General features: G+C 68.7%; 1 protein-coding gene (running past one end of the window). It reads right to left on the bottom strand.

Annotated elements, in window-relative coordinates; genetic code table 11:
- Nucleotides 1-12,548, bottom strand: the start of a protein-coding gene (locus ON38_RS10305; RefSeq protein ID WP_218000760.1) for a LuxR C-terminal-related transcriptional regulator. Its footprint begins 16,390 nt before the window's first position; only the first 12,548 of its 28,938 coding nucleotides appear in the window; it begins with the start codon at nt 12,546-12,548; the stop codon falls past the left edge of the window.

Below are 12,548 nucleotides of genomic sequence, written 5' to 3'. Positions count from 1 at the left end.
TCGCCGATGATCTTCGAACCGGGCGGCGCCATTCCCCCCGCTGTCGCGGCATCGTAGAGTTCGGCGAACACGGCGCGCCGTGCTTTCTTGTTGGCCGCCGCGTAGTCGGTGACCATCCCACCGCCGCGACGCACCACACTACCTGCCACCAAACCGATCATCGGCCAGAGCAGGACACCGAGATCGAGGGCAGCCGATGCTCCGGCCCCTACGAGATGACCGAGGTTCTCCGCGCCGGCGGTGATCAGGTTTCCGCCCACTGTGTTGCTCGGCGGCGGCAACCGGGGCACATACCCCTCACCGATGAGCCAGCGCATACGCTCGTCCAGTTCGGTGCGTATCTGTTCGCGGCCCGCCTTCTCATCGACAACCAGAACATACTGCTCCTTGTGGATCCACCGGCCACTCACCACCACACCGTCCGGCAGTTTCGCGGTGCGCAGCTGCACGGTGGGTCCCGACGTCCAGAACACACGGTTGTAGAACCAGGACCACGCGAATACGGTGTCCGTCGCCGGATACAGGGCACGGTCCGGATCCGGCTCCGGATACTGGTCGAGGTCGTGCCAGAGGTCGAGCACCGGCGGCAGGTCGGTCCTTGTCGCCCGGGCCCTGGTGATCGTGCCGAAAGGGGCGGCGATATCACCGAGGTTCGCTTCGAGCATCCATTCCGTCGCATAGGCCAACGCCCGGTTCGGGTGCTGCCCGAGGGTGCAGTAACCCTCGAGCCAATCCACCTTCCGCGGGGTGAAGTTCGCCAGCGAATAGTCACTCCATGCGCGTAGGCATCGGATACGCTCCCCGGCGTCCTTTCCCAGCACCGCGCTCAGCCGAAGGCCGTCGTCCCAACCCACCACTTCGCCGTCGATTGTGTGCCGGGCAGATCCGGCCACCAACCGGCGGATCCGGCGTTCGATCTCCGTCAGTTCCGCAATCCACCGCTCGACCTGCCCCAGGTCCTCGCCGCGGCCCGCTTCGGGCAGTGAGTCGACGTGGGCACGAAACTCCTCCGACCACCGGAGATTCACCTCCAAGGCGGCATCGAGTTTGCCCACGAGCCACCTGTTCGTGCCGAGTTCGTCGGCCAGTAGCGTGAGATCGCGCATATCCTCGGCGCGCCCCGGCCATCGACTCGTCCATAGTCGGCGGAGGCCTTCGATCCTTTCCGATGGGTGCGCCGCGTTCTCGTGGTCGGGGTCTCGGGCGTTCAGAGCGACGAGACTGCCGTCGGCCTCGGTCAAGTAGGCGACGAAGGCCTTCCCCTCGGCAATCCGGCCCGTGTCGTCCACGAGGTGTGTGTGGTTGTTCTCGGGCGTCCAGTACTTCTTGTGATAGAGGCGGATTCGTGGGGTGCTGCCCGGCATGGGTGTGTCGATAGCGGTGTCATGGACGTACAGGGCACCGGCGATCATGGTGAGGAGCAGGCCGTGGCCGTCGGCCACGATTACGGCGGAGTCGCCATCCCTACCGCCGGCACGCAGGGTGGCGGCGACCCGGGCGACGAGGGGATCTTCGGGATCGTCCGGGTGGCGGGGGTGGTCTGTGGTGGGTAGCGACGCGATATCGACGAGGTCGGCGGCGATCTTGTCTTCGACGATTCGCCAGTTGTCCACGGCATCCCACGCAGGGTTGCTCTCGTCCAGGTCGAGGTCGGGTGCGAGACCGAGTGCGCGCAGCACCCGAACCATGCGGCGGGCACAGATCTCATTGCGCAGGCCGGCCGCGCGGAAGGCGGAATTCAGCCGATCACGGCCGATCACAGGTGGCGCGATTCCCAGCCGATCGACCGGGTTCGGCAACTCGGCATTGCTCGCGAACGATGTCGGTCGGCCCGCGATGCCGACATTGTCGTAGTCCAATCCGGCTATGGCCCGGGACTTCCCGTCGACGAGTGGGCGGCGTGGTGTGCCGCCCTGCATGATCTCCCAACCCGATACGCTGCGTATCCCCGTCTGCTCGGCGGCCCACTCCGTGAACGCGACGCGCTCACCGTTGCCGATCACCACTACTTCACCGGCTCTGGGCACCGGGACCCGGCCACCGTCCGCACGGATCTCGAACTCGCCGTCCCAGAACACTTGTACCGCATGCGATCCGGCGCGCGAGGAGTCGGTGAATCCCCGGAACGCCAGCACCACCAGTACTGCGTCACCGGTCCGTTCCACATGCTCGGCGACCTCGCCGAGGTCGCGGTAACCGCCTTCGCGAGGGTCGGCGCCGAGCAGCTCGAACGACTCCCCGGCGAGGACTCCGGCAGGCCCGGGGATATGCCCACGTAGCCTCTCCGGCGCGGTACCGCCCGCGGCCTCGTACACGCCCAGCCCCGACTCGACGAAACAGTTTCGCTGCGCCGGCTGCCACAGGTGTTCGACGGTGCCGATCGCGGGTTCGGTGGCGGCCTCGGCTCGATCGGGTGCAACGGTCGCCGCGAATACAGCGTCGACATCGGCGGCGAGCCCCTTCGCCAGAGCCTCGTCGATCCGGTCCAGCCGGGCTTCGAGTAGATCGGCTTCGTCGACCTCCGCGATCAGTTGCTCCAGCCGCCGGAGCTCGGCGATCCGGTCGTGGAACGCCGCATCGGCGAACAGGTCGGCGCGCGACAGCGTGATCATCGAGATCTGTTCGGCAGTCAGATCCGCTGCCGTCAGCTCGTGCTCGGCCAACGTATCCGAGCCGATCGTCGCGGCCAGCGCTGCCCGCCGGCCCGCCTGGTATCTGCGTAACCGAGCACCGCGCCCGGTCTCGTCCCTCAGCCAGCCGAAGTCCAGCTCGGTCTGCGCCTCGATTCGCTCTTCCACCGCCGCGCGTTCGTCCAGCACGCGGGTCCGCTCCCCCGCGAGTGCGTCGAGCCGGTACCCGAGGTCCTGCAGGCGTCCGATCTGCCATTGCCGCAGTTCCCGTTGCCCGGCGAGAGCGAGCAGTTCATGCAACGCGGCCCGGACTTTCAGATACCCTTCGTGTTCGTATCGGCCTCCCCGCCATCGCTCTGCCCGGCGCAGCCGCTCACGCACCTGTTCGGTGTCGACGAGACCGGCGCCGAACCCGTACTCGTAGTCATCGAGAAGTTGCCGGTGCTCGTCCTGCGCGGCGACGAGCCGGCCCTCCAGAACGGGCAGGTGTACCTGTGCCTGGAACAGTGCCGCGCGGAGGCGATCGATATCCTGCATCCGCGTGGTCACCGCCAGCAGATCTTCCGATGACTCGATCTCGGCATCCAGCGTCCGGCACCTCGCGGCCGCTCGGGCGCGCGCATCCTGGGCTCGTTGGCGCTCGAGCATCTCGGCGATCCGGCGCACCCGAGCCGGGGTGAGGTGGGCGAGGGCCGTACCGGTCTGCGCCGCCAGTTCTTCCGCGGCCCGGCGACGCTGCTCCCGTTGCGCCGTCCGGTCCTGGATCAGCAGGGCCGGTGATTCGGCGGCACTGTCCCGGGCCGTGTGCAGCTCACGGCGCCGAGCGGCGTCCCTATCGCCCAGGGCAGTGAGCTCATCGCCGATCAGCGGCGGAGCCGCGGCGCCGTCGAGAGCCCGGATGGTGGCAACGACGCTCAGCGCCGCCGCCAGCTCATTGCGGAATGCATGCTCCAGCGGTCGCCGAAGCGGGTCGGCCAGCACCGCGGCGATCGAGACCCGGCCGTCGTGCTCCCGGATCCGCTCCGTCTCGTTCCGGTGTATCGCGATGGCCGCCTGCTCGAGCTTCGACAGGTGTGACCCCAGCCGCGCCAGATCTCCGGCTGCCGATTCATCGTGCGCGCCGAGCGCGTGGGCGCGGAAGACGGCGGCCTCCAGCCGATCGATCCGATCGATCCGATCGTCCAGATAAGGGACGGCGTCGATCAGTTCGATCGCATCGTAGAACCAGATGAACCTTTCCGCTTCATCCCGCAAATCGGTGGGTGCGTCATCCCGCGCCAGCACATCCTCGGCATGAACGCGCAGCAAGTCGGTCTCGTCGGGCGGCAGAAATCCCTCGTGCTCCAGGATCTTCTCGATCAGGCGCTGCTGGGCGTACGCTCGCTCGTCGACCAGATCACCTCTGCGCGCCGTCAGGTCCGCCACCGGCATGCCCTCGTCAGCGGCTATCTCCGCCAGCAGATCGTGCACGTCCGCTCGCCTCGCACGCGCCAACCGGCGCGCCGTATCCAGCTCCCCCAGCCGGGGCTCGACAGCTGCCGGGACCGCCGCCGTCGCCGGGTCGCGAGCCTTCCGGTCGCGGGGCTGTCCGGTCGGCAACGAATCCGATATCTTCGCCACCGCCCAGCTCGCGAAGCGTGCCGCGGGCGTGAACAGCCGACCCTGCGGCGCCGGGTTCGTGCGGGGGAGGTTCGTGAAAGCCTTCCGGTGTGGTTTCAGCTGCGTATCGGTGGCAATGGACTGGATGAGGCTTTGCGCCGGCGGATCGGCAACCAGCCGGATCCTGCGTCCCGGGTCTGTGGCGTTCTCCCGTTGCGCCGCCAGTTCGGCGAGCTCGGTGACCAGTGACCGCGCCGCGTTGCCCTGCCACAGCACGACGGCGACCGTTCCCTGGTCACCGACTTCTGCCACGTAGAGATCCACCGCTCGGCGCAGACCCGCCCGCAGGGACGCCGCCGTGGCTTCGGCTCCGACCAAGACCACCACCTTGTCCGCGGTCCGCGGGTCCGCACCGAGGACAAAATGCCGAGTGGGCGCGACCGAACGGGTGAGCAGTTCGGGTGTACCCGGCAGGTCCGCGACCCAGCGCTGGGCGCGCCCGACGATATCGTCGTCGGTTTCGCCCCGGGTGACCTGCGCGAGGTCCAGGCCGTCGCCCCGCAGGCGGTCCGCCACCTCCCGCCAGATCTGCGTGCCCCGGTTGGTATTGCTGCGACACACCAGTTCGACCCGCGGCGACTCGCCGTTGGGCGCCCACACGTCCCGTGCCCCGGCTTCGGCGGCCACCCACGCCGCCAGGTCGTTCCCGGCACGTGCCTCACGGGCGTTGCGCGATTCACCGTCGCCGTAGGAGTGCAGCACGAGCGTGGTCACCGGACGGCCGGGCCGATGCTCGAGCTCGGCGAAGTCGGCGCCGGCCTGCACCAGCTCGGTCCATTCCTCCGGAACACCACTGCGGACGATCGGGTGCCAGATCTCGCTCTCGGCCACGGTGTCGTCGCCGTAGGCGACCAGGAGGCTGCCGGTGCCCCCGCCGAGCCCCGTGCCGCGCGGGAACGACAGCAGATAGAAAGGTACGCCCATCTGCTTCGCCCGCGCCCTGCCCGCGTCGCGCAGGGCCCCGACCGTCTCGAGTTCCCGCAGCCGCTGGTAATCGGCCTCGTCGAGAGAGCCTTCGCGGGACCGCAGGTCATCGAACTCACGCAGGAACTCGAGCTCGTTCAACTCGCTGCGTTTGGCGCGCGGAATACCCGCGGCTTCACCGAGGATCGCGGGATACTCTTCCTCCAGTACCGCGCGTAACCGATCGTCGGCCCAGTCCCAGAGCTGGGCGTTACTCCGGCCACGGGCACGCGCGTCGGCCGCTGTCTCGCCGTCGTGGTGCACCATCTGTTCGATATGGTCGATTCCCGCGCGCGCCAACGCCAGCGCTATCTGCCGCGCACGCGCCGCGGCGTCCCCGGTGTCGGAGGTGGCGACGGCGATGTCCTCGTCGCGTTCCACCGGCCGCGGTAGCAGCTCCGGCGGCGGGTCGACCGAGAATCCGTGCTCGTCCACCCACACCGCGACCATCTTCTGCTCGGCGGCTTCGTCGGCAGGTCTGAAGTTCTGCTGGATACTGTCGTGCCCCGCGTCCCAGCAGTCGATGCGGATCGTGCCGTTGTCCACGACCGACACCAGCTCGACCATATGCCCGAGGCCCTCGGTGCCCGCGGTCAGCACGAAAATCGACTTGCCGTGGCCGGCGCCGGGTTGCCGGCGCTCCGCCGCGCCGGCCCATGAGTGCAGTTCGTCGAAGGCCGCCCGCATAGTGCGCACCTGATGCGCCTTGACCGGCCGGCCCGGTCGCTGCGTACGCGCTTCGATATAGCTGGACAGCGTCCCCTCACCCGGCACCGCGGGCTCGATCTCCCCGGCATCACGCCCGGTCCGTGCCGCGTTGGCGGCCAACGCGGCACGCCCGCACTGATCGTCGAGTCCCTCCAGTGCGTGCGGCCGCTGGTATCCGGCCATACCCTCCGCGTCGGCGATCGTGGTGACGGCCCGGGGCCGCGCGACATGGCGCACCACCCGGATACCGTCGGTCGCGCCGGCGGGCGCCTCGGTCAGCTCGGCGCCTGTCCCCATGGCGATCCTGGACACTTCGGCCAGACCCACGAGCAGTCGCTGTTCGAGTTCGCGGACCTCGGCGGTCCGGGCGCCGCTCGCCGCCGTGACGGCGTCGACTTGCCCGGTGCGATGACCGGTCTCCCCGGCCAGTTCGTTTCTCGCGGCGCGGCACTCGGCGGCCAGCGCTTCGAGACCCGTTGCGTGCAGATCCAGCCGGGCGAGCTGTTGCTGTCGCCGAGCATGGTCCTCGGCCGAATCGATCAGCTTCCGCAGCCCGGCGGCCGACCGCGGATCGGCACCACCCGCCCCGGCGAGCCGATCACGCAGCTGCCGCACCGCCTCCGGTCCGGTTACCGGGGAGCCGAGTTCGCGATTGAGATCCGCGAACTTCACCCTGGCCGCGAGCTGGTACCTGTGGGTGGTCGTCACGGCGACTTCGAGAGCGTGAATACCGTCGATCAGCCGTCCCACCGTCTCGGACTCGGCCCGGGTCGAGTGCAGTGCCGCCCCGGCCACCTGGCATTCGAGACGAAGCTGCCGCAGATTCTGTCCCAGCTCGCCGATCACCCCGAACAGACCCGGGTATCGCGCTCGCAGCTCGTCGTAGACGCCTCGGTGGGTCGCCTCCTCGACCAACTCGGCAACCACCTGCCCGCGCAGCCGCGCGGCGACCCGGTCGGCGCCGGGAACCGGGTTGAGAAGTGCTTCCGGGCTGTCGATGCCGTGCCGTTCCAGCACGTCGCGTAGCAGCACTTCGGGTAGGACCTGCGGCTGCTCGTCGCTCCGGGAGCTGGACCGGCCGCCGCTCCAGGGTGTGAGCGTGGAGGCGCCGGCCGGTACCGGCGCGGCATCCCCTTCACCGTGCTCGGCCGAACCGTCCGACACCGCCGCGGCGCTCCACGGAGTACCGCGTTGCGGGCGTTCCCGGCCCGGTGCGGGCGGCGACCATGGCAGGGGGCGGTAATCGGTACGGGGCGTCGGGACCGCGTCCGGCGCCGCGAGCAACTCGCGCGGCGCCTCTCCTTGCGTACCGGACTCACGTACCTCCGGGGACTGCGACCCGGGCTCCGGCTCACCCCAGGGGATGCCGGTGTTCGGATCGACGTTGAACGCCAGCACACCCATCGGAGCGTCCCCCGGCACATAAGTGGCTCGCGCCCCGCGACGATTTCGATTGCCGGAAGCGTCGACCACCCACGCGCCGTCGAACCCGGTCACCGGTCCCGGGATACCGCCGGTGGCCCCGGCACCCGGATGCCTCGGTCCGGTCCTGGCCCTGGGTGTTCCGGTTGTGTTCTGCGCCGCGAACGGTATCTCGTTCAGATCGAGGGCACCACGACGCAGTGCCCCGAGAACAGCGCCGGTCCGGTCGCCCACCCGCAGCTTCCGGAAAAGCAGTGCCAGAGCGGATTTCACGGTTTCGACGGCCACCCCGAGAGACTCCGCAATCGCACCGTTCGGCCACCCCAGGGCAACCAACGTCAGTATCTCCGTTTCCCGAGGGGAAAACCGGAGAGGCCGGTCCGACAACGGAACGCCGTCGAGATCGAGCAGTGACATCCGCAATGCCCGGACCACCGCCTCGGTCCGGCTGCCCGCACCCAGCGCGCGGACGATCTCGCCCACCCCGTCGACCGACTCGCCGGCCGCGACCCGTGCCAGGGCCGTGAGCTCGGTCGGGGACAGTTCGCGGGTGGCGACGGCCTCCGTCATCGGAATCTCGTCCAGCTGGAGATATCGGACGTGCAGGGCCCGGATCAACGCCTCGGTCTGATTGCGTGCGCCGAAAGTACGAACGATGTTTCGGACTGCTGCCGACACTGTGGGTACCGACAGTCCTGTGGCTGTGGCGATGTCCTCGTAGGTCTCGTGTACAGCCAGCAGGACCAGGACACGGTCCTCCCGGTCGTTCAGCGGTCGCGCGCGGGACGGATCCGGCTCCGGCAGATCTTCCAGCCGGAGGATACGCAGGCGCAAAGCCTGAACGACCGCATGGGTCCTATCCGCGGCATCCAACTTCTGCAGAATGCTCGACACATGCCGTTTCACGGCGTCCTCGGTCGTGTCGAGGCTTGTCGCTATCTCGCCATTCGACCTGCTCTCTGCGAGCAAATCCAGGACATCCAGTTCCGGAGGGGAGAGGTTGTCATCGGAAGCCGCGGCGACCGGAACCGGAACCAAGAGACCGGCCGTTTCCTGGGCGAGCTTGTTGACCGCGCTGAGTTTCAATGCGTCCGGGCGGCGGCCTGCCCGGACCGATGCGACAGCGCGGTTCACACGCTCCCGTTGAACCGAATCCAACTGGAGCGCGGCGCGGAAAACGGTGGGCTTGTCCGCGCTCGCCAGGGTGAGCGCGGTATCGACCAGTTCGAAATCGTCGTGGTGCTCGAGGATTCGGTCCACCAGCTCACCGTCGGAGGCCTGGTCGAGGACCGACGCCGAGTCCGGAGCGACCATTCGGTTGCCGACGAGATAGCCGAGCACCAACCCCCGTCGTAGGTGGAGGAACTGGTGGTCGGAGATCTCCGATATCGCGGCAGTGGTCTCGGTGTCCGCGTTCGGCCGGGAGTCACGCACGGACGCGGCCACCAGATCGTCGCGCCGGGCGATATCGAGTTTCTCGCGAATTCTGCGGACGTAGGTCTTGACCGTCTCCTCGCCGATGTGGAACAGCCGGGCGATTTGCGCATTCGTATAGCCCTGGGCGATCAGGCGGAGCACGGTGAACTGGCGCACGGAGAGCGGACCAGTGGCCCGCTGCACCACTTCGGCGAGAAAAACTCCGATATTGCCGACCAGGACGTCTCGATCGGTCACGCCCAGCTTGTCGTAGATACGTTTCACATAGGACGTTACGGTCGATCCCGGAATGTGCAAGCTCTGCGCGATGACGGGATTCGTCATCCCCTGGACGATGAGCCGGAGGACAGCGAGTTCGGCCGTCGACAACCTGCGAGTATCCGCCGGCCCCGCCACCGCGGCGCCGTCGGCTCCCACCAGCTGCTCGCGATCGGTGATTCCGAGCATGTCGTAGATTCGCTTGACCTGTTGCTTTACCGCGCTCTCCGAAATTCTCAATCGGTCGGCGATTTCCGTGTTGGACAGGCCCGCGACGATCCCGGCCAGGACGGTTCGCTGGCGATCGGAGAGCGGGCGTTCGGTGTGACGCACCGGCCTGCCGGTGAGGGCGGCGACCCGAGGCTGCGCGAGCGCCGTTGCCGCGTCGTCGAGCATCCCTCTCCGCTGGGCGGCCAACGCCAAACTCATATCGTCGTCGGCGTCGAATTTCTCGTACAGCTCCGCCATGAGTCGTTGCCGGTACCGCTCGCCCCGCCCGAGGGCAGCCGCGATGGCCCGGTTCGACCTACCCTCCGCCACGAGCCGGAGGGCCCGAGCCTCGGGCTCGGAGACCTCGATCCCGTCGACCCCGCGATTCTCGTCGGCCAGAACCCCGGCACGCACAGCCGCCAGGACGGTCGGTATCACTCCGGATGTGCGCAGTTTGCGCTGGGCGCGAGCCAGATGGACATTGATCGCACTGCGTGTGAGACCGAGGGTCGGCAGGTTTGTACCGGCCGACTGCCCCAACCTGAACAGTTCCAGGACATCTACCTCACGGTCGGTCAATCCAGGATCGATATGATTCGCGACGTGGGTTCGGAAGGTACGCACGGTATGCGAGGGCACCGGGGTTTCGCCCTCGACGGGCCGGCCGGGTAATTCGTCCGCCAGCAGATCGAGCATCTCGATCTGGGCCGGGGAAAGGTCGAGATCTGCCAGGGCACGGCGTTCCCCGGACAAAGCAGCTGTTTGTTCCGCCGTCGCGTCCGCGAGCTTCGCATTCAGCCGCAGAAGCAGCCGGTTCACTCGCGCCGGTGGCAGCCCCAGCCCCGCCCCGAGAACGCGGGCCGGATCACCGCCGGCATCGGCGACATCGGCGACGAGGCGGACGACCTGCGTCTCACCCGCGGACAACTCGACGTAGCCGGGCTCGGAGCCGTCCGACATGGGCACCCGTGCAGCGGGCGAGCCCAGAGCCCGGGACACCGACGCCCGGCCATCGTCTGCCGGAGTCTTCGATCCGGTATCTGTACCTGCTCCACCACGCCCGATGACCGTATGCGAACCAACGGGATCGTCGGGGTTCACCGCCGTCACCAGAGCGGGGTCGAAGGAGTTGGCCGTTGCGGCAACTCCCGGCTCCTCATAGGACCGATCCCCTCGCACGCGGGAACGCCGCCGCGCGGCGCCTGGCAACGAAGTGGTCCCGCCGGATGGCCTACCGCCTCGTGCCGAATCCGAGGACTCCGCGGCGCGAAACTCCTGCTTCGCCACGGTCGCGAGTCGCTGGATCGCCGCGATATGCTCGTCGGTCACGTCGTCACCGCAGTGCAATCGTGTGACCGCGGCTCCGATCGTTCGACGATCGGAAGTTTCCACCTGCTCGAGGCATTCGAACAATGTGTTCTGGGCTACCTCGAACAACCAGTCCGCGATGTCTCGGCCGGCCGGTACCGGCCACCGATTGTCGGCGGCGAATGTCATGACACGGAAATGGAGTGCATGCGCCAACCGGGTCAATTGGATCGGCGGGGTCCCTCGCCCAGGCTCCCACCCGAGCATGGCCACCGTTCGCTGGATGTTCTCATGCCCGTACCGCGTGTTCAGTGCCTGCCGCGCTGCCTCGTCGCCGGCCCGGGCGCGGGTCAGTGTCGAATTGTCGCCGGTGGTCCGGCCGAGCGCGGCCGGGTCGACCGGTACCGCCCTCCCATTGGCACCGTCGGCGGTGACCCCCGCGCGGGAGTCCGAGTCCGCACCATCCGCGGTGCTCTTACCGGCCGCCCGGTCCCACCTCGACCACTGGGGCCCGTCGACCTGCAGAATCCCCGCCCGGATACCCGTCGCGACCATCGCGGCGGGTATGTAGGTTCCGAGCACGCGGCCGATTTCGCGGAGGTGAGTGTGCACATCTGCGGTCTCCAGCGACAGGATCGCGGCGATGGCGGTGGGCGGGCGGCCTTTCGCGGTGAGCGCCAGCACCGCGGTTTCCCGGTCGGACAACCGGACTGTCGCAGGGTTCTGCGGCAGGGGGAAGGCGGCGGGATCGAGTTCGCCGCGGCGAGTCGCTTCGGCGACAGCGGCGGCCCGGTTGGCCACGCCGAGTTGCCGCGCTGTCCGCCTGTCGATCGCCGCCACCGCTGGCCCCGGAATGTTGGAGCGCTGGGCTATCACCGCGCGGGACAAACCCTGGGCCGCCGAATCGAGGACCGCGAGCTCGGTGGTTCCGACGGCCGGCTCGACCCCCGGGACACCGTGTGCCGCGGCGATCGAGCGCGCCAGGCGACGCAGCCCACCCGCGGCCAGAGTGCCGACAGTGGTCGCGGTCCAGTGCTCTTGCGAAGTGCTCCGGGCATTGAGTCCGTAGGCGGTTTGCTCCTCGTTCAGCCCCGTACGGAAGCGGAGCTCGAGGACCCTGCGCTGACTCGGATACAGCTGGTCGACGAACTGCCCGAACAGCTCGACCGGAGAGGCGGCGAGCGCGGCGACAACCGGATCGGCGTCCGTCAGGCCTTCGAGGGACCTGTAGGCGGCCACTACTCCTCGTTGCAGCGCCCGCAGATCCCACCGGGTCCCCGGGGCCGGCGACGTCGGCGCGGCCGGAGCCATGGCGTCCGCACCGGTCACCGGGGAAACCGGAATGTCATCGGGTCGATCTGCCTCCGGGCTGTCGGCAGCAGCCGGTGCATTCGCGACCGGTGCCGGTCCGGCGGGTGCTATGGCCGTGGTGCCGACGGGACTCGCCGATACAGCAGCAGGTTCGGGCGCGTCCGCCGTCGTCCGCGAGGGCGTATCTGCAGCCGGCACCCCGGTTTCCGGCGTGCCCTCGGTGCGGTACTGCGCGTGCACGGCGCAGGTCAGCTGTTCCAGTGCGTCGAGCTGGTCCGTACTCGGCTGCTGTGCGCCCGGAGGTGCCTGGAGCACGCGCGCCACCAAGCCGCGTTGGGCGGCATCCAACCGGCCCAGACCGTCGAGCAGTGCGTCACCGGTTTTCTCGCGAAGCCACTCGCCCAGATCCTGACCGCTGGGCACCGACCACCCGTCCAGTGCCACGGCCCGGAATCCGGCGAAGGTCATCGCATGAGCCAACTGCCGCACCGGATCCAGTGGTGCGCCGGACGTGGTGTCCCAGCCCAGCTGGGTGCTCGACTGTGCGAGAGCGGCGGGCCAGAAGGTCTGCACCAGCGATCTCGCGGCGATGGAGTCGCCTTGCTGGGCGGCCTGGAGTCGGGCCGGGAGGACGGGGGACAC

It is taken from the genome of Nocardia testacea NBRC 100365 (assembly GCF_000308775.1).
Classification (GTDB): Bacteria; Actinomycetota; Actinomycetes; order Mycobacteriales; family Mycobacteriaceae; genus Nocardia; species Nocardia testacea.
The sequence above is the reverse complement of the archived record's forward strand: the minus strand, read 5'-3'. Positions and strand labels throughout refer to the sequence as shown.